19 protein-coding genes and 1 tRNA gene are annotated in these 22,662 nt (G+C 35.8%); 3 read left to right on the forward strand and 17 right to left on the reverse strand.

Annotation, left to right across the window (positions count from 1 at the left end; genetic code table 11):
* Positions 1 to 56 precede the first annotated feature (56 nt).
* Positions 57 to 1,241 carry a PLP-dependent transferase gene (locus DWZ47_RS14500; protein WP_004309996.1) on the reverse strand — a complete coding sequence of 395 codons (1,185 nt, stop codon included), beginning with the start codon at positions 1,239 to 1,241 and terminating at the stop codon, positions 57 to 59.
* A gap of 306 nt (positions 1,242 to 1,547) precedes the next feature.
* Positions 1,548 to 1,632 (reverse strand) — tRNA-Ser (locus DWZ47_RS14505).
* Positions 1,633 to 1,765: 133 nt separating this feature from the next.
* Between DWZ47_RS14505 and DWZ47_RS14510 the strand changes: the two genes are divergently transcribed.
* The 3 genes from DWZ47_RS14510 (at position 1,766) to DWZ47_RS14520 (ending at position 6,634) form a co-directional block, all read left to right on the forward strand.
* A complete protein-coding gene (locus tag DWZ47_RS14510; protein ID WP_117513607.1) occupies positions 1,766 to 4,267 on the forward strand; it encodes an endonuclease MutS2 in 2,502 nt (833 codons plus the stop codon).
* An 86-nt stretch (positions 4,268 to 4,353) separates the two neighbouring features.
* A complete protein-coding gene (corA, locus tag DWZ47_RS14515; RefSeq protein ID WP_004302250.1) occupies positions 4,354 to 5,406 on the forward strand; it encodes a magnesium/cobalt transporter CorA in 1,053 nt (350 codons plus the stop codon).
* A gap of 19 nt (positions 5,407 to 5,425) precedes the next feature.
* Positions 5,426 to 6,634, forward strand: coding sequence for an L-serine ammonia-lyase (locus DWZ47_RS14520; RefSeq protein ID WP_009000789.1), 1,209 nt, complete (start codon positions 5,426 to 5,428; stop codon positions 6,632 to 6,634).
* Between the two features lie 65 nt (positions 6,635 to 6,699).
* Here DWZ47_RS14520 and DWZ47_RS14525 read toward each other — a convergent pair whose 3' ends face one another.
* From DWZ47_RS14525 to DWZ47_RS14595, 15 genes are all read right to left on the reverse strand, one after another.
* Positions 6,700 to 7,200: a PepSY-like domain-containing protein gene (locus DWZ47_RS14525; protein WP_117513609.1), complete on the reverse strand. Its 501-nt coding sequence runs from the start codon at positions 7,198 to 7,200 to the stop codon at positions 6,700 to 6,702.
* A 41-nt stretch (positions 7,201 to 7,241) separates the two neighbouring features.
* Positions 7,242 to 7,688 carry a PepSY-like domain-containing protein gene (locus DWZ47_RS14530; protein ID WP_117513611.1) on the reverse strand — a complete coding sequence of 149 codons (447 nt, stop codon included), beginning with the start codon at positions 7,686 to 7,688 and terminating at the stop codon, positions 7,242 to 7,244.
* A gap of 765 nt (positions 7,689 to 8,453) precedes the next feature.
* On the reverse strand, positions 8,454 to 9,539 hold the full coding sequence (locus tag DWZ47_RS14535) for a glycosyltransferase family 4 protein (protein ID WP_117513613.1): 1,086 nt from the start codon (positions 9,537 to 9,539) through the stop codon (positions 8,454 to 8,456).
* A gap of 31 nt (positions 9,540 to 9,570) precedes the next feature.
* Complete coding sequence (locus DWZ47_RS14540) at positions 9,571 to 10,638, reverse strand: radical SAM/SPASM domain-containing protein (RefSeq protein ID WP_117513614.1); 1,068 nt, start codon at positions 10,636 to 10,638, stop codon at positions 9,571 to 9,573.
* 30 nt (positions 10,639 to 10,668) lie between these two features.
* Positions 10,669 to 11,655: an acyltransferase family protein gene (locus DWZ47_RS14545; protein WP_117513616.1), complete on the reverse strand. Its 987-nt coding sequence runs from the start codon at positions 11,653 to 11,655 to the stop codon at positions 10,669 to 10,671.
* Complete coding sequence (locus tag DWZ47_RS14550; RefSeq protein WP_117513618.1) at positions 11,652 to 12,830, reverse strand: glycosyltransferase; 1,179 nt, start codon at positions 12,828 to 12,830, stop codon at positions 11,652 to 11,654. The genes DWZ47_RS14545 and DWZ47_RS14550 overlap by 4 nt, the downstream gene beginning before the upstream one ends.
* 70 nt (positions 12,831 to 12,900) lie before the next feature.
* Positions 12,901 to 13,998, reverse strand: a complete 1,098-nt coding sequence (locus tag DWZ47_RS14555; protein WP_233525054.1) for a glycosyltransferase — start codon at positions 13,996 to 13,998, stop codon at positions 12,901 to 12,903.
* A gap of 55 nt (positions 13,999 to 14,053) precedes the next feature.
* Positions 14,054 to 15,163, reverse strand: coding sequence for a glycosyltransferase (locus DWZ47_RS14560; RefSeq protein ID WP_117513620.1), 1,110 nt, complete (start codon positions 15,161 to 15,163; stop codon positions 14,054 to 14,056).
* Between the two features lie 6 nt (positions 15,164 to 15,169).
* Positions 15,170 to 16,357 (reverse strand): hypothetical protein, encoded by a 1,188-nt coding sequence (locus DWZ47_RS14565; RefSeq protein ID WP_117513622.1) that lies wholly within the window; start codon positions 16,355 to 16,357, stop codon positions 15,170 to 15,172.
* Positions 16,358 to 16,508: 151 nt separating this feature from the next.
* Positions 16,509 to 17,651 (reverse strand): polysaccharide pyruvyl transferase family protein, encoded by a 1,143-nt coding sequence (locus DWZ47_RS14570; protein ID WP_117513624.1) that lies wholly within the window; start codon positions 17,649 to 17,651, stop codon positions 16,509 to 16,511.
* 253 nt (positions 17,652 to 17,904) lie between these two features.
* Positions 17,905 to 18,954 (reverse strand): hypothetical protein, encoded by a 1,050-nt coding sequence (locus DWZ47_RS14575; protein WP_117513626.1) that lies wholly within the window; start codon positions 18,952 to 18,954, stop codon positions 17,905 to 17,907.
* Between the two features lie 3 nt (positions 18,955 to 18,957).
* On the reverse strand, positions 18,958 to 19,821 hold the full coding sequence (locus DWZ47_RS14580) for an aldo/keto reductase family protein (RefSeq protein WP_117513628.1): 864 nt from the start codon (positions 19,819 to 19,821) through the stop codon (positions 18,958 to 18,960).
* Positions 19,811 to 21,355, reverse strand: a complete 1,545-nt coding sequence (locus DWZ47_RS14585; protein WP_117513630.1) for a lipopolysaccharide biosynthesis protein — start codon at positions 21,353 to 21,355, stop codon at positions 19,811 to 19,813. Before DWZ47_RS14585 ends, DWZ47_RS14580 begins: the two co-directional genes overlap by 11 nt.
* The gene (locus tag DWZ47_RS14590) at positions 21,352 to 22,428 is read right to left on the reverse strand and encodes a 3-oxoacyl-ACP synthase III family protein (protein WP_117513632.1); all 1,077 of its coding nucleotides are present in this window, start codon (positions 22,426 to 22,428) and stop codon (positions 21,352 to 21,354) included. Before DWZ47_RS14590 ends, DWZ47_RS14585 begins: the two co-directional genes overlap by 4 nt.
* 2 nt (positions 22,429 to 22,430) lie before the next feature.
* Positions 22,431 to 22,661: an acyl carrier protein gene (locus DWZ47_RS14595; RefSeq protein WP_004315209.1), complete on the reverse strand. Its 231-nt coding sequence runs from the start codon at positions 22,659 to 22,661 to the stop codon at positions 22,431 to 22,433.
* Position 22,662: the final 1 nt, after the last annotated feature.

Here is a 22,662-nt window from a genome sequence, read left to right on the forward strand (position 1 = left end):
TATACCATATTTGCGGTATATTTACAGTTGCGTGTATGACTTTCAGATTTTTGCTTCTAATCCTTTTTATTATTCAAAGCCTGTCTGACATCGTCAAACAGATCATCCACATCCTCCAAACCAATTGAGAAACGGATAGTCGTATCCAACACATCCATGTCCTGTCGCTGTTTATCAGTAAACGGTCCAAAAATAGTACTTGCAGGATGAATAGCAAGCGTCTTATTGTCAAACAAGTTAGTAGCGCGACGTATCAATTTCAGTCGGTTGATGAAAGCAAAGCATGCCTCTTTACTTTCCAGGTCTATCGTAATCATAGCACCGGCAGTCGGACCAAACTGTCTTTGTGCCAAAGCGTAGTATGAATTATCCTTCAGCCCCACATAATTCACACGTTTGACAGCAGATAATATGCGAAGCTTACCAGCCAACATAGCGGCATTGGCAGACTGTATCCGATATCGCGCGTCCAATGTTTCCAATCCGATAGTATGCATATAGGCCACATGAGGAGTCATATAAGCTCCCAGATTGAGTAACATCTCTGTACGCATACGTTTACCGAATCCCGGACATGTACCATAATCAATTACTAAACCACCAATGGAAGTGGCTCCCCCTGATAAATATTTGGTACTGGAAACCACTTCAATATCTACGCCTAAGCTATGTGAATCGAATTCTGTGAAAGGAATAAGCGTAGTATCAACGATGAGAGGAATTCCCCTTTCATGAACTATCCGTGAGAGCGCCTGTAAATCCGCCACTTCCATCTGCGGATTGGTGATAATCTCCACATAAATGCAGCAGGTATTACTGTCTACTACTTTCTCTACTGCTCCAATGTCTGTCAAATCACACAATCTAGGTTCCACCCCGAAGCGGGACAATGTACCAGCAATAAACGAATAAGTATTACCAAACAAATGACGCGATGTAATTATATTCTTTCCTGCAGCTGCAATTGAAAATAATGTATTACTAATAGCCGCCATACCGGAATTGAGGGCTATGACTTCTGCTGCCCCCGTAAGTTCCTTCACCTTATTCTCAAAAAAAGTCACTGTGGGATTCATCACTCTGGAGTAATCCGGAGCATCTGTCCGCCCGCAAAAAGCATCAGCCATGTCATCAGCATTGTCAAATTCATAAGCCGCTGTATGGTAAACCGGCATACTGAGAGAATTGTAAGCATCTCTTCTTTGGAACTGCGTATGAATCGCTTGGGTCTGTTTTTTCATCATTCTATTCATTAATATTATAACTATCAAATCTCGTACAATCAGAACAAAGGTAGATATAAAAACTGAAATCCGACAGTAGATCAAAACAGATATTTAACTGATAATAAGCATTTTGGAATAATATTCTTTAAACCGATAAATTCAATCTGAAAAAAGAGTGTTTATTCTAAAATAAACAGTTCAAATAGTGTTATTTTCTATTTCAACAGAAACCGCCCCTTTTTATGCTTATCTTATTCACATACACAAAATAAAAAATCCCCGTAAAGTACTACTTTACAGGGATTTATCTATTAATTGAAGCGGAGAGACAGGGATTCGAACCCCGGGTACCTCGCAGTACAACGGTTTTCAAGACCGCCGCAATCGACCACTCTGCCACCTCTCCAAAACTCCTTTATCAGAAGTGCTTTCCGTTGAAAGCGGTGCAAAGGTACGAATCATTTTTTAATCTGCAAACATTCTGATATTTTTTTCGCGAATTAATCGTATTTTTGCAGTTCATTAGTAAGAACAGAAATATGATATACCCTCAAAACTTTGAGCAAAAGATAGGATTCGACCAGATAAGACAGTTACTAAAAGATAAGTGCCTCAGTACTTTAGGTGAAGAAAGAGTTACAGACATGAACTTTTCCGAGCAACATGAAGAGGTTGAGGAGAAATTAAACCAAGTAACAGAGTTTGTCCGCATCATCCAGGAAGAGGACGGATTTCCCGATCAATTTTTCTTTGATGTCCGTCCTTCGCTAAAACGTGTGCGGATAGAAGGAATGTATTTGGACGAACAAGAATTATTTGACCTACGCCGTTCATTAGAAACCATCCGTGACATTGTACGCTTTCTACATCGGAATGAAGATGAAGAAGAAAACAATACCCCCTACCCTAGCCTGAAACGACTGGCAGGAGATATTGCCGTGTTCCCGCAACTGATAGGGAAAATAGATGGCATCCTTAACAAATATGGAAAAATCAAGGATAATGCCTCTACCGAATTAGCCCGCATACGTCGCGAACTTGCCAGTACGATGGGAAATATTTCCCGTTCATTAAACAGCATCCTGCGTAGTGCGCAGTCCGAAGGATACGTGGACAAAGATGTAGCTCCCACCATGCGTGACGGACGTCTGGTGATTCCAGTTGCCCCTGGACTCAAGCGAAAAATCAAAGGTATCGTACACGATGAATCTGCCAGCGGAAAAACTGTGTTTATAGAACCGGCGGAAGTGGTAGAAGCCAACAACCGCATCCGTGAACTCGAAGGTGATGAACGACGTGAGATCATTCGTATCCTTACCGAGTTCTCGAATATCCTTCGTCCATCTATTCCGGAAATTCTTCAATCATACGAATTTCTGGCAGAAATAGATTTTATCCGTGCGAAAAGTTACTTCGCCATACAGACCAATAGTCTGAAACCCGCCGTAGAGAATGAGCAACTACTGGATTGGACAATGGCAGTGCATCCTTTATTACAACTTTCATTAGCCAAACATGGAAAGAAAGTCGTACCACTGGATATAGAGCTCGATCAAAAACAACGTATCCTTATTATATCCGGGCCGAATGCCGGAGGTAAGTCCGTCTGTTTGAAAACAGTCGGTTTGCTACAATATATGCTGCAATGCGGCATGCTGATTCCCTTGCACGAACGTAGTCATGCCGGTATATTCAGTAGCATCTTTATCGATATTGGTGATGAGCAATCTATTGAAGATGATTTGAGTACCTACTCTTCTCACTTGACCAATATGAAAATCATGATGAAGAGCTGTAACGAACGGAGCCTCATCCTGATTGACGAGTTCGGTGGAGGTACGGAGCCGCAAATCGGAGGTGCTATTGCCGAAGCTGTACTGAAACGTTTCAACCAGAAAGGAACATTCGGAGTCATCACTACCCACTACCAGAATCTGAAACATTTTGCCGAAGATCATGAAGGAGTAGTGAACGGAGCCATGCTTTACGACCGTCATCTCATGCAAGCACTTTTCCAATTACAAATCGGTAATCCGGGAAGTTCGTTCGCCGTAGAAATTGCACGAAAAATCGGACTACCGGAAGATGTCATCGCAGATGCTTCGGAAATCGTAGGAAGCGAATATATCAATGCAGACAAATACCTTCAGGACATTGTGCGTGACAAGCGTTACTGGGAAGGAAAACGTCAAACCATCCGTCAACGGGAAAAGCACATGGAAGAAACCATTGCCCGTTACCAGACAGAAATGGAAGAATTGCAAAAATCCCGGAAAGAGATTATCCGGCAAGCAAAAGAAGAAGCGGAACGCATGCTTCAGGAATCCAATGCCCGCATTGAAAATACGATTCGTACAATAAAGGAAGCGCAAGCCGAAAAGGAAAAGACACGCCAGGCACGTCAGGAACTGACAGATTTCCGCACTTCTCTGGATGCACTGGCATCTAAAGAGCATGAAGAAAAGATTGCACAAAAAATGGAGAAACTAAAGGAGAAGCAAGAACGAAAAAAAAACAAGAAGAGCGAACCGAAAGCTGCAGTCTCTTCTCCCTCAAGTGCCCCTAAAATAGTGCCAATTGCAGTAGGAGAAAATGTAAAAATCAAAGGACAGACAAGCGTCGGCCAAGTGATGGAAATCAGTGGTAAAAATGCGACTGTTGCTTTTGGAAGCATAAAAACGACCGTAAAAATAGACCGTCTGGAACGTGCCAATCATACGCCCAAGACGGAAGGGATTGCAAAAAGCACTTTTGTCAGCAGCCAGACACACGATCAGATGTATGAAAAGAAGCTTAGCTTCAAACAGGACATTGATGTACGCGGAATGCGTGGGGATGAAGCCTTACAGGCAGTCACCTATTTTATTGATGACGCCATATTAGTCGGCATGGATCGTGTACGTATCCTTCACGGCACAGGAACGGGAATACTTCGTACACTTATCCGCCAATATCTGGCCACCGTACCGGGAGTCAGCCACTATGCCGACGAACATGTACAGTTTGGCGGTGCCGGAATCACAGTAGTCGATTTTGACTGACACGTAAACAAAACGTTCAAAGAACTTGTTCTCATTTAGAAAACCACTACCTTTGTTACAGTGGTTTTCTAAAACGAGAATAAAGCATGAAGAATAATCTGTTAAGCGAAAAGCTTATTTATACAGGAGAAAGTCTTACTCCTACCCATTTACATCTTTGTACTTACAATGCTACCGAGATGCAGGAAAGTTCTAGTGATACTTTTCAAGCCATCAAAGGTACGCTAAACAACGATCAAATCAACTGGCTACAGATACACGGAATGAAAAACACAGAAACTATCCGGGAAATTTGCAGTCATTTCGAAATAGACTTCCTTGTCTTGCAAGATATATTAAATGCGGATCATCCGACTAAGATAGAAGAACATGATAAATACATTGTCCTGATCTTAAAGATATTCTATCCGAACGAACATAAAGAAGAAAATGAACTGGACGAACTGCTCCAACAGCAAGTCTGCCTTATCATAGGAAATAATTATGTACTGACTTTCCTCGAAAAAGAAACTGATTTCTTTGATGATGTCAGTTCTGCCTTGCGTAATGATGTTCTGAAGATACGCAGCCGTCAAACAGATTATCTACTTAGCGTACTGCTCAACAGCGTGATGGGAAACTACATTTCAACCATCTCTTCCATCGATGACGCACTCGAAGATTTGGAAGAAGAATTGCTAACCATCACCAGCGGAGACGACATCGGTATCCAGATTCAGGCATTACGACGCCAATATATGCTAATGAAAAAAGCAATCCTCCCCTTAAAAGAACAATATATAAAGCTATTGCGAGCAGAAAACCTGCTCATCCATAAAGTGAACCGCGCCTTTTTTAATGATGTAAACGACCACTTGCAATTTGTATTACAAACTATCGAAATCTGCCGGGAAACCCTTTCTTCATTAGTCGATCTATACATCTCCAACAATGACTTACGAATGAACGATATCATGAAGAGGCTGACCATCGTATCCACTATTTTCATCCCTTTGACATTTCTGGTCGGAGTATGGGGAATGAATTACAAATGGATGCCGGAACTGGAATGGCAGTACGGGTATTTATTTGCCTGGATTATAATGGCAATTATCGGTATTATTGTATATTTGTACTTCAGAAAAAAGAAATGGTATTAACAAAAACACATCATTAGTCATGAAATCAATTAAAGAGCTATACAGAATAGGTACAGGACCTTCCAGTAGCCACACAATGGGACCACGCAAAGCTGCCGAAATGTTTCTGGAACGTCATCCGGATGCCGCATCTTTTAAAGTAACCCTTTACGGCAGTTTAGCAGCTACAGGCAAAGGACACATGACGGATGTAGCTATTATAGACACTTTACAACCCATCGCTCCGGTAGAAATTGTATGGCAGCCCAAAGTCTTCCTACCGTTCCATCCCAACGGAATGACATTTGCAGCTCTGGACAGTAATGATAAAGTGCAGGAAAACTGGACTGTTTACAGTATTGGCGGCGGTGCACTAGCAGAAAATAATGATAATCCGACCATCGAAAGTCCGGATGTATATGACATGGAAAACATGACCGAAATACTTCAATGGTGTGAAGATACCGGAAAAAGTTATTGGGAATACGTGAAGGAATGTGAGGAAGAAGATATATGGGATTATCTGGCTGAAGTGTGGGCCACCATGAAAGATGCCATTCACCGTGGACTGGAAGCGGAAGGAGTACTTCCCGGCCCACTAAACCTTAGACGAAAAGCTTCTACCTATTATATACGTGCTACCGGATATAAACAATCCCTCCAATCAAGAGGACTTGTTTTTTCTTATGCTTTGGCAGTAAGTGAAGAAAATGCTTCCGGTGGAAAAATAGTCACTGCCCCTACCTGTGGTTCCTGTGGAGTCATGCCTGCCGTCCTTTATCATCTTCAAAAAAGTCGTGACTTTAGCGATATGCGCATTTTGCGTGCGCTAGCCACTGCCGGTTTGTTTGGTAATATAGTCAAATTCAACGCATCCATTTCCGGAGCAGAAGTAGGTTGCCAAGGAGAAGTCGGTGTTGCCTGCGCAATGGCTTCGGCTGCCGCCAATCAATTGTTCGGAGGCAGTCCTGCACAAATTGAGTATGCAGCAGAAATGGGTTTGGAACACCATCTGGGAATGACTTGCGACCCCGTATGCGGATTGGTACAAATTCCCTGCATCGAACGAAATGCATACGCTGCTGCACGTGCGCTGGATGCTAATCTTTATTCAGCTTTCACCGATGGTATGCACCGTGTCTCTTTCGACAAAGTAGTACAAGTAATGAAACAAACCGGACACGACCTTCCATCACTTTACAAAGAAACAAGTGAAGGAGGATTAGCCAAGGATTACAAACAAATGTAGTTATAAAATCAAAACGGACTATTCTTTCTATAGAAATAGTCCGTTTTGATTTTTATGATTAAAAGCTATTCAGTTGGCGGCCAATTCGTATCATCTCCATTACTGATATCCTTCTCATGTATCAATCCACCTTCCTGTGTGAAATAAAGCGAGTAACGTTGGCTACCTTGTTTCACCTGAATCACTGATTCCATCGGGTTTTGTGGAAATGTCAATACATATACATCTGTCACTACCCACGCGTTATATTTAGAATCTATAAAAGCCGTATAAACAGCCGGTACTAGCTGATCAATGCTATTCAATTCATTTTCCGTCATCACCCAGTTGGCATTAGCATCAAACCAGACATCCAGTTCATCACCGGTCACCCAACAGTCAGCTACATAATAGGCACCTTTCATCTCCCATTCTACATTCTGGGCAGCCGGATATACCTGCTTTAAAGCTTCTGTAATATTACTGGGCGGAATAAAAGTATCATCATCGTCATTATCACATGCGCCAAACGAAAGAGCAGTCATCATCAATACCACTGCCCAAGCGCTAAACTTAAATCTCCACATAGCTATCTTCTTGTTTAGGTCTATTTATCACAAATCTTTAGTTAATCATCAGCCTTGATAAACTTTCCCTTCTTATCAAATTTGAAAGAAAGTCCGGTAGACAATTCTATTTCATATCCTTTGCGGTCACGTTCGACTTTGATCACTCCTTCGTTCACAAAATTATGAGACTTCAAATAATTGACAGCAAATCCCGGAATAATACTAACAGGAACAATCTGTCCTTTCTTTGCACTTACCTCTTCCCAGTTGCCCTTACTGTCAAAATCAATTTCCGTGCCATCCATCAATACCACTTCATACTTGGTAGACTCCATCATATCTTTATCAATCTTGATATGAGCAATCTGTGGTTTTGCAAAATTACCATTAATAAAATTACGTGCCGGAAGCGGTAACTGATTCATGTCTTTGGTTATCACATCTTTTGCAAATGAAAACTGTACGGCTACAATAGCCAACACAAGTAAAGATAGAATTTTCTTCATAATCGTTATTCTTTTAGCGTTAATACTATACTTTCGTTTCATACAGCAAATAACGATACAGATTCTGGAAAGATTTAGGAATCATGCAAGTTTGCTCTTTTTTTGTATTCTTTAACCATCTAAAAAAATAATATACCAACGATCCTCACAGACAGTTGGTATATTTCACATATAGATACATATCAGTTTTTAAACCAATATGAGGGCTAAGTTAGAAATATACCGCTGTACGATTTCTAACCTGCAAAATGTAGGGATTTCATGAGTTTATCATGAATCTAGGGACCTACATATTCTTTTATAATTATAGTTTGTGATTCATTTTAAATATCAACGATCTTCACAGACAGTTGATATAGTGGGAAATTCACATCGGCTTTAACCTCCGATGTCGGGCGTAGATTAGAAATGTACCGTCGTACGATTTCCAATCCACAATGTAGGAGAATCATGCTTTTTACAACATGAAGCTAGGGACCTACATTTTTTTCATCTCACATACAAAACACTCACGTGTTTATTACATCTCAACATATTCAACATTTATTATATACCCAATTTATTTTTGTTCATTATATTATTTATTCTATCCACTTACTATCTTCAGTATGATATTTCATCACTCCTACCCATTTTATCATACAAGCCTCGATAAAATTATAAAGAGACATTTTACCCATTAAAGAAAGCTCTTGTAGCCTGAACAAATCGTTTTATCATACATATTATATTAGCACTAGCTAACTAATATTCTATTGGAAGATATTATTTTAATGCCAATCTATATACATCTACTACTTGTTTTGCTATCACATCCCAATTATATAAACTCATATCGTACTCTATCCGACACAGACCTTGTCCCATCTGCTTTTCCAGTTTTTTTTGTAGTTGCCCTACATCCCCTATTTTGAAATAACATGGATAAGGCAGTCCTACTTCCATATTTGCTGGAATATTGCTTACAATAACTGGCAATTTATAGCTCATCGCTTCCAATAATGCGATAGGCAACCCTTCATGTGAAGACGGAAGAACAAAACAACATGCATTAGTAAGTAAAGAATGTAATTTTCGTCCTTTTATGAAACCGGTTAATACAACTCCACATTCTCTCGACATTTTTTTTAAACTGCGTGAGTAATCATCCTCAAAATCCGTATCTCCTGCCAATACCAGTTTATAGTCATTTGCTCCTATTCCAGCAAAAGCTTCTACTAAGTGATGAAGTTTTTTTTCAGGGACAAACCGGCACATACTTAAAATATACTTCCCTCTCTCAATCCCCAATTCATTAAAATACTCAGGAAAATCACAAACCTCAGGTTCCGGAACTCCATTGTAAATCAAATGACAGTCTTTTCTACCATATTTTCTCACTAAAAGATCATTAATGACTTCAGATATAACAATTACTTCATTAGCAAAAATCGTTCCCACACGCTCCCCTAATTTCAGCATTGTTTTAGCAAAAAAGCCCCATTTGTCACGATCATAATCGGGACCATGGTGAGTAAACACAACCTTTATTCCTAATAATCTAGCTATAGGTACAAGTAAAGCTGGACCAATAGCATGAATATGAACAATATCAGCATTTTGGGATTTAGCCTTAAGAATAGCTTTAAAAGTGTGTACGATTGCTTCAAAGGATTTCTTCTTAGGAGTTTCTATATCAATCAACCTCACATTTTTGTATTCAGTCATGGTATCTTTCACATAACATTTTCGACGTATTATCGTTATATCAAAGCCCATTTCAGCAATTCGAGGAAATAACTCTTGGCAATGCGTTTCAACGCCGCCCAAAACATCAGGGATACCGCGAGTTCCGATAACGAAGATCTTCATTAAATTAGTATAAAATATATGTATTCTATAATCAAAAAACGTCCCGCAAATCTCCTTGGGAAGGGTCTTGTCCCACGTTATACCAACATTTGTCCAAACAAGCAGTTTTTCCCTGCAAACTCCGTAATTTATTTTTTAAAGCCCATTTCAGCGGATACTTTATATATTTATGCATCACAGGTGAAGCCGTTCCTACCATCCAGCAGTTTTTAGGGCAACGGCGTACCATTTGGCGTACTTGTTCTGCTTGTTCCCCTTCCCATATTTCTTTGAAATTGGGAGTCTCACGAATATTCCCCATACTCTTTTTCCAATACTTCTTTTCTAAACCATTACAGGGATAAATATCGCCATAGGGCTCTACAAAAAAGTTCATTTCGCCAGCTTGACAGGGCAACATACGCCGTGAACCTTCTATATAATTGATTAGTCCCATGTTGAAAAAAGCCCGCATCCATGATTTAGGATGTTTTTCTTTAAGTTGCAGATTTATCAGTTTTTCAAAATTGCCACAAACCTCCTCCTTATTAGTTATTACATTATCATCTTTGTGAAAATAATAAGAGTTATGAAAAGCAGCTGTGGCAAATTCCATACCCAAAGATCGGGATAGTTGATAAAGAGAAAGCATATCTTTAGAGTTGTTGTTGGAAACAGTACAACCGAAACCTATATCTTTCACGCCCATATCTTTTAATGTAAGCAAAGTCCGAAGTCCTTTGTCGAAACCTCCCGCATGTCCTCTAAGCTCATCATTTTTACAACTAAGCCCTTCGATAGAAATACGGATACCAATATTAGGGAATTTCTTAGCCAAGGCTATTACCCGGTCCTCATACCAACCTGAAGTCGATATAACCACGCGAGGAGATTTTGTGAAACACACTTCTACTATTTGATCCAGATCTTCACGAATGAACGGTTCGCCACCGGTTAGATTGATGAACTTTACAGAAGGTAACAATTTGATTTCTTCGGGAGTTATTTCCTTCCTTTTATCGGTCGGATGTTCCCATATATTACACATTTTACAGCGCATCGGACAACGATAAGTTGTGATGATGCACATATCCGTAGGTTGGGGAATATTAATTGACATTATTTATATAATTAAAAAAATAATAATATTCTATAGTCCAAAACATTGATGTATGAATGGACTTTCTATTTTTTGAATCATCTTTGATATTAAAACAGGCATGTAAAGAGCTAACAATATACTTAACACATATAAAGGCCAGTATAATAATTCGTTATCCAATTTTACATATAGAAATCTTATTCCCATCTGAAAAAATAGACCCATTAAAAAAATCTGAAAGGTATAATCCCTGAAACTTGAATAGAGACGGGTCCGATAATGGGATAAGAGTAAACATAAAGCAACAGAAAAAGCTATCCCTGTAAAGGTTAAGAAAATGACAGGAAGTACAAGTATATTAAAAAGGACAAAAAACATAAGAGAAACTACAAAAAAGCATTTTGTATCAGTATATTTATAGGCATCAAACTTAAAAAAGAGTAGCCCCGAATAAAAATAAACCAAATAATAAGCTACTTGCGAAAAACAAAGAATCTCTATATCTTTAGGAAAAAACAGATTCAATAATAATGCAGTTATCCACACACTTACTATACATTTATTCCACTGCAATGACCATTTAAAAACAGGATAAAAAAGAAATATTATAAAAAGAGTTATTATAAACCACATTTCCCCTAAAGGATTTGAAGCTGGATAAAGAACACTATTGATTATTTGTTTGAAAGACAGTTCGACTGATCTTTTCATCAACGGATTAAATATATACTTCAGAGCAAAAGTAGCTAGTGTGAAAAAGATGAAAGGAGCCAATAACCTCTTTGCCTTATCCCTGATAGTAACTCCGTATTTTTTACCTTTCCTGATTTTTGTATAATAAAATAAACCTCCTGATATAAACATAAATAAAGGCATATGAAAGCCGTAGATAATCCGTTCAACTTCTGTACTAACAGGAGTTGCCGGATTCTCGAATATATTGGTTAGCGTGACATGTCCTATGACTACTAAGAGCATACTCCAGCCCTGCAAAATTGATATCCAATATATTTTAGCTTCTTTTCCTACATTCATTGCTGGTACAGCTCTAATAATTCATTGTAATGTTTCTCAGATGAATAACGTATCTGAGAACTTTTTGCAAGTTGTTTATAATCTACATTTAATATAAACATCTTTTCGATTTTATTCTTCAAATCCATAATATTGCGACTTTCAAAACACATTCCATTTACCCCTTCTTTTATCAATTCAGGGATACCACCAATATTAGCTCCTAAAACTGGAGTACCCAGACATTGAGCTTCAATCACACTTAGAGGATTATTTTCATACCACTCTGATGGAACTACACTAAAACGTGCTTTACCCACTATTTCCTTTATTTCAGGCCATTCTTTATGACCTGTAAATTCAATATTTGCCCCTTTTGCTTTTTCTTTTAAAATATCTGCCAGTGGGCCACCACCTATGATTTTCAAATGATAAGGAAGAGTCCGGGCAGCCTCTATCAATGTTTCGATTCCTTTCTCAAAAGATAACCTTCCTATGAAGCAATAGTAGTCCTCTTTATCATAAGAGTCTCTCCTAGTCCTTTCAATATCAATAAAATTACAAAGAGTATACATCTTTTTTCTATCGAATCCACCTTGAGCCATTTTATTGTACATAAATTGGCTTGGACAAATAAATACATCCGTGTAGCCTTCCAACTTTTTATGACTCCATTTCATCCCCTCTTTATATGCAAGCATACTTGCCAAATTGGAATTCTTCATGCATTTATATTCCAAAACTTTATGTTTATCAACAAAGCACTCCTCACAAACTTCATTTCCATTGCGGAGACAATCATACCTAGGACAAAGCAATTTATAATCATGCAATGTCCAAATAACTTTAGTTCTTCGTTTATGAGCCAAACGGGCTATCACTGGTGATAGTTGTGTATGAATATTATTCAAGTGTACCACATCTGGCTTGAAATCATTGAGTAAAAAATTAAACTTCCTCTTCACCTCACCCAAACCGAACATACGCATAAAAGTTTCGAGCATACCTACTCCGGGAGTAAACTTTATTTCATTAGGAAAATACCGTTTCCACTCAGTCTCAATATTCTCCGGATAATCCATAGCAAACACTGCCACATCGTGTCCATGGGTCTTAAGCAGTTGTTCAAGATTAAGCATATATATGCAATCACCACCGCGACGATAGTAAAACTTATTCGCTAACAAAATTTTCATAATAGCTAATAAAGCAAAAGTTACTAGTTAATACATAGTTCATCTTAGAGTAATAAACATAGTTGAAGAATTATTTTTGTCCAAATATTTCCAAGAAGAGTTTAGCAGAATGTGTGTTTGTAAAATATTCTCTATACTTTATACAATTTCCTACATATTCTTCATTTTTGTCCACAAGTAACTTCATATCCATTTCATTCCAATTATCCTTAGCGATACCTAAATCATAGTTTATAATGTAATCCGAAGAAGCTGGTTTCAAATTGGTTAGGATGGGGGTACCAGATATAATAGCCTCAGGAATTGAAACCATATTTAAGTCTTTTCGAGTATTCACCAAAAAAAACAATGACTCTCGGATATATTCATTCAACTTACTTTGCGACAAGAAACCAACAAACTCAATACAATTTTGCAATCCCAAATCATCAACAAGATGTTTTAAATTTGTTTCTTCTTCTCCTCTCCCAGCAATCAACAACTTGATATCCTCATAATTTCTCATTTGATGAAACTTTGCAAAAATATGAATAATACTATCCACATTTTTACGCAGGATTAGTTGTGAAGAACTGATAACTTGGCGCTTCTTTTTTGTAAATAACACAAATTTATCAATGTCAATGCCATGATCTACAATGATACTCGAAACACGAGGCATATAATGACTTACAAAGTCATATGCCATCCGAGAACGAGGTATTACAGCCATGATCTTCCGCATAAAGAATCGAGCAATAATGTTATACCATATCTTGGATGGGATCTGATATAACTTATTTTGATGTATAGTGAGCTCCTGCCAAATCAATGTCTTCTTTGGGCACATCATTGCTGCATAAAGTGACTGAAATTGAAATACCTCACTAGAAATAATCATATCAAATTCTTTATGACATTCTTTGAGATATCGTTTCATCGTTTTACTATATGGTAATACAGATGGTTTACACAATTTTGTATAATCAGATGAAAAGAATCTCACATCAAAATCATAATCTTCTTCTCTTATAGGACGATATTCGTTTGCAGCTGCTAAAGTAACTTGATGTCCCAACTTTACAAATCCCATACATACCCCATATATCATTGTATCTTTTATTGTTTTCACTTGGGGAATATCCGTCTCTGCAGTAAAAAGAATACTGTTTAAAATAAGAATTTTCATTATTATTAAATCAAAAGATTCATTCTCACAATTATATCAACACTCAAAAGATCAATCAAGATTTATTATATAAATGTTTATATCCAGTTATTAATGTATCAGTTGAATATAATTTCTCATAATAACCGCTATCTCCTATATGGCTTGTTTCATTCAATTTCACTCTGATTTTCTCACTCAAATCATATATATTTCCAGACTGGAAAACAGATGTTTGCAAACTTATATTATCAATAAAAAAAGGAATATCCGATACTAACAACTTTTTTTTAAAATAATACGCTAATGATAAAACTCCTGACATAGTAGCCGAACGATAAGGATAGACTACTATCGCTGCATTTTCATATAAATACTTCAATTCATTATCTTCTATAAATCTATTTATTCTAATTTCGCCTTTTTGAATATTTGTATCAAAATATTGAATACCTTTTCCAGCCACAACCAAAAAAGAATTTTTATTTCTCAGAAGCCTATATGCATTCAATAGTAAATCTACTCCTTTATATTTATCCACAGAACCAAAAAAAAGAATATAATTTGTAATTCCATTCAGTTCTCTTACCACTCTCTCACCACTCACTATTTGTGATGTAACAAGCGTTGGAAAACAAGTTAAATTTACTTTCTTACTAGGATATCTATCTTTAAGAGCTATATATTGTGTTCGAGAAGAAGTCGTTAGATTAGGAATTATCTTCATATTTATTTTTGTACTCCAATTTATATAACAACTTATCAAACGTCCAGCTAAACTTTTACGTTCTCCCTCATGAGGCCACAAATCATGAACTGTATAATACACACTATTATTTCCTCTCAATTTTAAATAGATAAATAAAGTCAATGTAAAATCTATTGTTAAAAAATGAATACATTCAATATGATTATCCCTTATCGTTTTATTTATATTAGAGATTAATTTAGACGGCCAAATTTTAAAAAGAAGTTTTTCTAAAATACAATTAGCTGGCGCTTCTATACATATAGTTTTCTTCTTTGCTTTTTCACAGAGTAAAGGTTCATATTTAAATTTTCCTCTTGATACAACAACAGCATAAATCTCAAACTCATTACTCTCCGATAATCTATTTATAATAGATGATGCGAAAGAAAGCATGCCTGGCGCATACTCTGAAGCTATTAATAGTACTTTCTTCATTTGGGCCTACAACGTTTTAATTCTCGAATAATACAACATCATAAACAACAGAAATAATAGTAAGATTTCACATGATCCAATAGTGGATGCAATACCTCCCATAAGGATAATAAATAGAGCGATGATACGGCTATAATAGTTCCTTTTACTATCTATAATTATTCCATATATATAATGAACAAACAATAACCATAAGATGTAAAATATAAAATAACTATATCCAAAATTTATATATAAATCATTACTCAAAGTAGTATAAATTCCTCCTCCATCAAAATCATATCCCACCAATTCCTTTAGTTTATAATCAAAAGCAAGAGGCTTATCTGACCATAAAAAACGAGGTATTATTTTTACTAATCCCACATAATATTCCTCACCAAAAAAAATATTTTCTGTCCCGACAGAATTCATTATAGGAATAGAGTTAGCCTGATAAAGCAGAATGGGATATGAGAAAAACACAGCAATTTGAGATGCTATAAGAGTTAAATCACCTCCTCTAATCCCCTGTAATGTTCCAGCAGCCAATGGAATTGCCAAATAGTATGCAATGTATTCATACCACTTAAATCCTCTCTTCTTAAAATGAAAAAACAAAAGAAATAATGTAGCACCTACTAGAACTCCTCCCTTATTGCCCGTTGTTAAAAATAAAAAAGCTCCTAAACAAAAAGAATAAAAGGCTATAGATCTATAAAAGTTCCATGATTTTTGAAGAAAAAGAACAAGCATAACAATTTGTATTCCCAACATAGGAATATCTCGAACAATTCCAAGCCCTATCTCACTAGTTCTTCTTAAATCTTCAATGTCGTTACCTTTCAGTAAATTTGTTAAAACTCCAGACATCATCCCCGCACAAAAAAGAAACAATGCGAAGCAACAAATTATAATCTTTCTCTTTCTATTCAACTTTATAGAAAAAGATGGAATATCTAAAGTCGTTTGTATCAACATTTGTTTTCGAAAAGCATACAAAAACAAAAGATTTATTACTGTTGCTGTAAATGTTGTGTATTGCAAATTTTCAGGTATATCAGGATAAAAAAGTAAAAATGGAACAATGTCATTAAATACAAAATTCAGATAAATAATAATATATGGAGAAAAAATATATAATGTCTTTGACTTAGAATATTTAAAAAGTAGATAGACAATAATGATTATATACGAATATAATAATAATTCCATATGTTGATGTGCAAAAATGACATGTAGTATTTAGAAATCTACCTTCAAATATTTTTCTCTTAAATAATAGTTAGTATTCTTTTTGTTACTGGACATAATCTTTTTAAGATTTAGTTAACAGAAACAAAGGTCAACACTTTTTCATAGATGCCTATATTTCTTTTGGGGACATTAACATACCACAGCTTGATTCTTTCAATAAATCTAAAGAATAGTTCTGTAAGTCCAACAATCTATCATTTATAGTATTCCAATCTATATTATTTACATCAAAGTCTTTATTATTACAATCATATAGAGCTTTTTGTAGTCCAAACATCGCCAGCAGAGACTCTATCCTAGCTAGCCCCCTCTCTTTATTAGCTATAACGATAAAAGGTTTGTTAAATATTATAGCAAACACACAAGCATGAAAAGAATCTGTAACCACCATACGCGCATCCATAAATCCACGCAACCATTGTTCTACTGGTGGCTGAATACGCTCTGCCAAAGGAGCATTTTGAACCTCCACACGTGAATTGACATGGAAAGGAATCAACCCCATATCATCTGCCAGTTTTGATATTAAATTGATTTTGGATTTCTTTTCATCCAAAATATAGCACAATAGCGAACCTTTACTTTTTGTAACATTAGCTTTTTCCACCAAATACATGTAATCTTTAGTACTCAACAACATAGTGGGATCCAACACATGATTAGCTTTCACTCCAAAATGCTTGTGACATAATCCTATACCAGATTCTTCACGTACACTTATAAGATCAAATTTTCGTAGCAATTCTCCACATAGCCTTGTTTGTTTCTTTGTGTATTCCCACTTACTCGTTCCAAAAGAGGCAGCATAAGCAATCCGTTTAATATCCCAATCTTTTGCAAAATCCAAATAAGCATTTTCTATTTTACCAGGATAAAACATAGGACGCCATACTTGATCACTGCCTACAACAAAAGCATCAAAATCATCTTCCTTCAATACAAACAAATCCTCCACCTTCAAACGATGAATATATTTATCAATAAACAACTCTGTGTTTTGACTAACAATCGGATAAGTACGATTATAATATGATTCAAAAAAAACTCGACCACCTCTACCCAATATATATTTCTGTATTATCCGCTTAGGATAAGAGTAAGGCCATTTCCAAATAGGTAGCAAAAGGCGATGCCTCTTATTTAGCACTACTACCTCATGCCCCATCCTTTCCAACACCGTTTGCAAAGCATACGCTTGGAGTATTCCTCCATAATTAGTATGCAGTTGGAGTGTTAATATTCCAATTTTCACACGTACTCCTCCTTTATTGATTTTATTATTTTACGAATTGCATTATTCTCAAACTTGCAATGTAATGTTTAAGTTAATTTCATTTTTGTATTCAAAAACTTGAATATACTATCAGGCACACCTCCCTATAATAAGGGATGATAATTTATTAACTATTGCCATAGTACCACCTCTATTTTCGAGCAATAATATTTACAAAAATACTATTATTCCTCATATAAAGACCCACAAAGAGAACTGTCTTAACTATCTATCAAATCATCTTTAAGTCAATCAATACTCGTTTCGTAAAAGTTGTACGTCCCTTGACATTCATAAAAAGATCATTAAAAAAAAGATCATCAGTCTGAAACTCTAAGACTTTGGTATAATCAAAATATGGGACATTATATTCACTAAATTCACGAATAAAAGAATCAATGTATATCTCTCTAAATCGCTCTGTAAAATAAGTAGATAACTTTTTAGACACAGGAGGCATAATAAATACAGGCTTATAGCCTCTCTCGATAATATAATCCAATATCATTTTCATTAATTGCACAGATTGTCTTCTCGCTTTTTGAAGTTCTAAAGATAAAGGTGCTTCTAAATCTTTAATATTAAATTCTGACTTCCAATTGTCCATCCATAACTTCGCTGTAATTGCATCAACACGATTAGTAAGATCAGAATCATACAATATTCTCTTGTCTGGTTTTACATCTCGCAACAAAAATCTCACTGCCAGCCAATTAAACAAAAGTGGATATTTATACCAATAGCGAACATGTTTAAATTGTGGTAAATATTTAGCTTGTAAATAATCCAAAACACTATAGAATTTCACCATATAAGACTTATCCTTATATATTGAAGGAATAAGATAGGCACTAACAGAAGAAAAAGGAACAATAGGAATTAAAACCGTAGCACCTTCTTTCATAAAACTATGATAAAAACGTAACAATTGGTAATCCATATCTAATCCTTGATTACCAGTAGACCAGTTTGCACCCAATATCAATTTATCATAATCAAACGCAAAACGGGCGGGATTACTACCAACATTAACTATCTCAATATTGCGTGTTAAGTTCTTACGATATCCCTGATTTGAAATAAACTGATGCGTAAAAACAAATTGATTTTTCCACCAATTGGTCTTTTTCAATAGCCAATTTAAATACAGAAAAAAGACAATCAATACATAAAAAACGAATAAAGTAACAACTACCCAAGTAGAGATAAAGATCGCAAATACAAAGCTTAACAAAGCAATTAATATTACCGTCTTTTCTTTTTTTCCAATTTGAATTTTCATAATTTAAAATCCTGCACAATTTGATGATTCTGGATGATAACGATAATTCTCATTAAGAGCATCTATCAACCTCATATCTTCATTTGAAATATTAAATGTAAACACTCTCTTAATTTCTTCGATATGTTTAGGATTGAACGAACGAAAAAGCGGAGCTATATTAGATTGCAAATGCCAGCGAAGTACCAAAAGAACTAATGACACTGAATATTTACGAGATAAATCAATTAGTGTTTTGTTATATTTCATTTTATCAATCATGTTAGCCAATGAAGAACATGCTTGAAGAGCAATTTTATGTTTTTCTGAATAATCCCGTAATTGCAAACATGAGTTAAAAGGATGTATCTCAGTTTGTATAACATGAGGAACAATGGTAGCACCATACATTCGAAGACGTTCAATATGAAATATCTTAGCATTAGCAATACCAATAGAACGTACTTTGCCCTTCTTATATGCGTCCTCCAACTGAAGCCAGTTTTCTTCAAAATGATTTTGCACAGGCCAATGAAATAGCATACAATCAAGATAATCAGTTTTCATTGTTTTCAAACTATCATCCACACATTTATTCATATTCCCGACATACTGCTGATGATTATCAATTTTTGAAGTAATAAAGACTTCCTTTCGTGATATTCCCTCCGCAGCAAAACGCCTCAAAACGTAACCTATTGTACTTTCACTTTTACCATACGCATGTGATGAATCAAAGGCAACAATACCATTTCTAACAGAAGTTCGAAGAATATCATAAAAAAAATCTATTGAATAATTTGTCCATTGATCACAATGAGGAACCCCCTGTATGAGACGAGGCATTTCTACTCCATTGGACAGCACAATAGTCTTATCAATTTCCATTTTTACAAATCTTGTTTTTAGCAATTTTCAGCAATTTCCCCCTTGTATTTTGGTCAATTCCTAAATAGAAAATTAAAATAATTTCAATAGAAACACTTATCAAATAATATAAAAAGAAATATCCTAACCCACTTGAAGCAAGAGAATGTATTATATATACTGGGATAACACTCAAAACAGAAATATACAAACTCTTTCCATATACATATTTATAATGTATAATCTGTGAAAACGGTTTAAATTGACGACTTAAAACGTAAATCTCGGCAACATTACACAAAATCCCATCTATAAGAAGTACATAGAACGTATAAGAGGCAGGCAATCCACAATGAAGACCTATCCATGCAATTGGTAATGGAGTAAGACCAAAGAAAATTGCCCAAATATTTATTGTTTTAATATTACCAGTAGAATGAAGGCCTTGAACTACTGGACGTGCTAATGATCTAATTATCAAATAAATCAAAATAATTTTCGTAAAAAGTTCTGTATCTTCAGGTACTTCCTCTAACCATAATCCAAGAATATAGTCCAAACGAAACAAGAGTGGAAGAATTAATATTAAAAGTAGATAGAAAGAATAGAGGGCAGAATCATTTATTAGTTTTACCATCTTCTTGTATTCTTCCTGAGCAAAGTATTTAGTAATTTGTGGTACAACTGCAGTCATGAAGTTTCCTGTAAATTGCGAGAATGCCCCTTGTACTTGATAACTTATTGCACGTGCTGCATTTACCATTGGGCCAAAGTATATATTTAAAAGAATATTCAGACCTTGACCTTGTGTTACCACAGAAAGACTTCCAACTACATCCCAACCAGAAAAAGAGAAAATTTCTTTATATATCGATTTATCTTTCACCAACTTCCACTTAGATTCATCATACTTCTTCATACAATAAATTCTATATATGATCAAAATAAGCAACTGAATAAAAAGAAGAATTATACTATAAGTGATGAGTGCATCAGACGTATCTACCCACAATAAAAAAACTACCATAAGTAACTTCAACGATACCTCTAAAATACTCACATAAGCGTAAACATTCATATTCTCATGGGCTATAATAGAAGCATTATATGGTGTCTGAGTTATTTGCATTATAAAAGTGATAATAGATGCTTGATATACTATGTTCACAGCCAATAACCGATTTGCAGGAAATTGAATATACGTATTCAAAAACCAAAGCCCCACAGTTTCAGCTAAGACAAAACAAATAAGAGCAATTAGTATATGACAAACTAATGAAACATTGAATACCTGATTCATCTTCTCAACATTATTGCGTCCTAATTCATAGGCGATAAAGCGTGAAGTTCCTGATGACATCGATCCATTTATAAAAGCTAACATAGCTACTACCCCACCGACTACATTATATAATCCATAATCAGATACGCCCAACACTTGAAGAGCAACTCTTGATGTATAGAGCGCAACCCCCATAGTCAAGAGCATCCTAAAATACAAAAAAAGAGTATTCTTCGCTATCCGCTTATTATTTACAGAAATTTCTGTCATCATTCTTCGTTATTCACTTCAAACATTTCACAAAAATCAAGATTACCTATGTCAAGAATTGTTGCCCCCCATGCAAGACCTACACCAAAACCAGCAAGAAGAAGTTTCTTTTTTCCAGAAATAAGAAGAGAACCTAAATTGTGGACGATATTTACAGGAATGGTCACTCCGCTTGAGTTTCCATAGTTTTCAACGATATTGCTTGGCATCCTATCACGAGGTACATTTATTTTATCTGCTAACTTCTGAATCATGAAACGGTTTGGTTGATGAACCATATAATAATCAATTTCTGACTTTGATGTTCCTGCAGCATCGAGAACATGATGAATCATTTTAGGAACGTTGAGTTGGATCAGGTTAAAAATTTGGCTGCCATCTTCTACCATGTCATTACGAGAGCGACGATTGCCATCCTTATCTTCTTCAAGTATAGCAGATTGACTGGTAGAAGGTTCGCGCCAACCACCTGCAGGAATATTTACGGACATAGCACGACCACCATCTACGTTATAGTTACAAAGAATATCACATGGAGCATCACTCTTCTCCACAATAGTGATGGAACATGCATCACCTAACATAGGACTAATCTGACGATCATAGCGAGAAACCTTACGACTAAGAATATCTGCATTAAACAAAACGACCTTGTTAATATTCTGCTGTTCAAGTAACATAAAGGCTTGTATGAGCCCTAGAATATATCCGGCGCACCCTTGTACAATGTCCATACATAATACATCCACTCCCAAGCCAAGACGCCCTTGAATCAGGTTACAAGTTGGTGGAAGAAAGTAATCCTGACTCTGAGTAACAAGAATCATAGCATCAATATCCTTTTTACATAACTTTCCTGTAGCAAAAAGATACTCCATACCCTGCACACAAATATCAGATACACAAAGCTCTTTATCAAAAATACGACGCTTGTTATAACCCATAGTAAGCTTCAATTTTGTAGCCTTTGATTCAGAAAAGTTATAATATTCCAACTCATCATCAAAGTAAATCTCCTTTGATGGAAGCATGGAAAGTATACCCGTAATTTTTTTATTTTTAAATCGGAAGTCCATAACTATTTTACACCATTTTTAGACAACAATTTCATAATATTGTCGATAGTAGAAAAATTTTCAGGAACAACATCAAGACCATCAATATTTATGTTATAAGTTAATTCTAGTTCAGCAACAAGATTAACAACATCTAGAGAATCAATCATACCTTCTTCTATGAAATCTACATCTTCTGTAAAATCAAACTCCGGACGAAGATTTGTCAAAATCTCAATAATTTGCTCTTTCATA

This window comes from Bacteroides sp. AF32-8BH, from assembly GCF_003435205.1.
GTDB lineage: Bacteria > Bacteroidota > Bacteroidia > Bacteroidales > Bacteroidaceae > Bacteroides > Bacteroides ovatus.

Excerpts from the sequence above, each read along its gene's own strand:
- DWZ47_RS14590 (WP_117513632.1), bottom strand. The coding sequence starts at position 22,428 with ATGGACTTCCGATTTAAAAATAAAAAAATTACGGGTATACTTTCCATG.
- DWZ47_RS14545 (WP_117513616.1), bottom strand. The coding sequence starts at position 11,655 with ATGAATGTAGGAAAAGAAGCTAAAATATATTGGATATCAATTTTGCAG.
- DWZ47_RS14525 (WP_117513609.1), bottom strand. The coding sequence starts at position 7,200 with ATGTGGAGATTTAAGTTTAGCGCTTGGGCAGTGGTATTGATGATGACT.
- DWZ47_RS14500 (WP_004309996.1), bottom strand. The coding sequence starts at position 1,241 with ATGAAAAAACAGACCCAAGCGATTCATACGCAGTTCCAAAGAAGAGAT.
- DWZ47_RS14510 (WP_117513607.1), top strand. The coding sequence starts at position 1,766 with ATGATATACCCTCAAAACTTTGAGCAAAAGATAGGATTCGACCAGATA.
- DWZ47_RS14580 (WP_117513628.1), bottom strand. The coding sequence starts at position 19,821 with ATGGAAATTGATAAGACTATTGTGCTGTCCAATGGAGTAGAAATGCCT.
- DWZ47_RS14575 (WP_117513626.1), bottom strand. The coding sequence starts at position 18,954 with ATGAAAATTCAAATTGGAAAAAAAGAAAAGACGGTAATATTAATTGCT.
- corA (WP_004302250.1), top strand. The coding sequence starts at position 4,354 with ATGAAGAATAATCTGTTAAGCGAAAAGCTTATTTATACAGGAGAAAGT.
- DWZ47_RS14520 (WP_009000789.1), top strand. The coding sequence starts at position 5,426 with ATGAAATCAATTAAAGAGCTATACAGAATAGGTACAGGACCTTCCAGT.
- DWZ47_RS14595 (WP_004315209.1), bottom strand. The coding sequence starts at position 22,661 with ATGAAAGAGCAAATTATTGAGATTTTGACAAATCTTCGTCCGGAGTTT.
- DWZ47_RS14530 (WP_117513611.1), bottom strand. The coding sequence starts at position 7,688 with ATGAAGAAAATTCTATCTTTACTTGTGTTGGCTATTGTAGCCGTACAG.
- DWZ47_RS14565 (WP_117513622.1), bottom strand. The coding sequence starts at position 16,357 with ATGGAATTATTATTATATTCGTATATAATCATTATTGTCTATCTACTT.
- DWZ47_RS14550 (WP_117513618.1), bottom strand. The coding sequence starts at position 12,830 with ATGAAAATTTTGTTAGCGAATAAGTTTTACTATCGTCGCGGTGGTGAT.
- DWZ47_RS14585 (WP_117513630.1), bottom strand. The coding sequence starts at position 21,355 with ATGATGACAGAAATTTCTGTAAATAATAAGCGGATAGCGAAGAATACT.
- DWZ47_RS14555 (WP_233525054.1), bottom strand. The coding sequence starts at position 13,998 with ATGAAAATTCTTATTTTAAACAGTATTCTTTTTACTGCAGAGACGGAT.
- DWZ47_RS14535 (WP_117513613.1), bottom strand. The coding sequence starts at position 9,539 with ATGAAGATCTTCGTTATCGGAACTCGCGGTATCCCTGATGTTTTGGGC.
- DWZ47_RS14560 (WP_117513620.1), bottom strand. The coding sequence starts at position 15,163 with ATGAAGAAAGTACTATTAATAGCTTCAGAGTATGCGCCAGGCATGCTT.
- DWZ47_RS14540 (WP_117513614.1), bottom strand. The coding sequence starts at position 10,638 with ATGTCAATTAATATTCCCCAACCTACGGATATGTGCATCATCACAACT.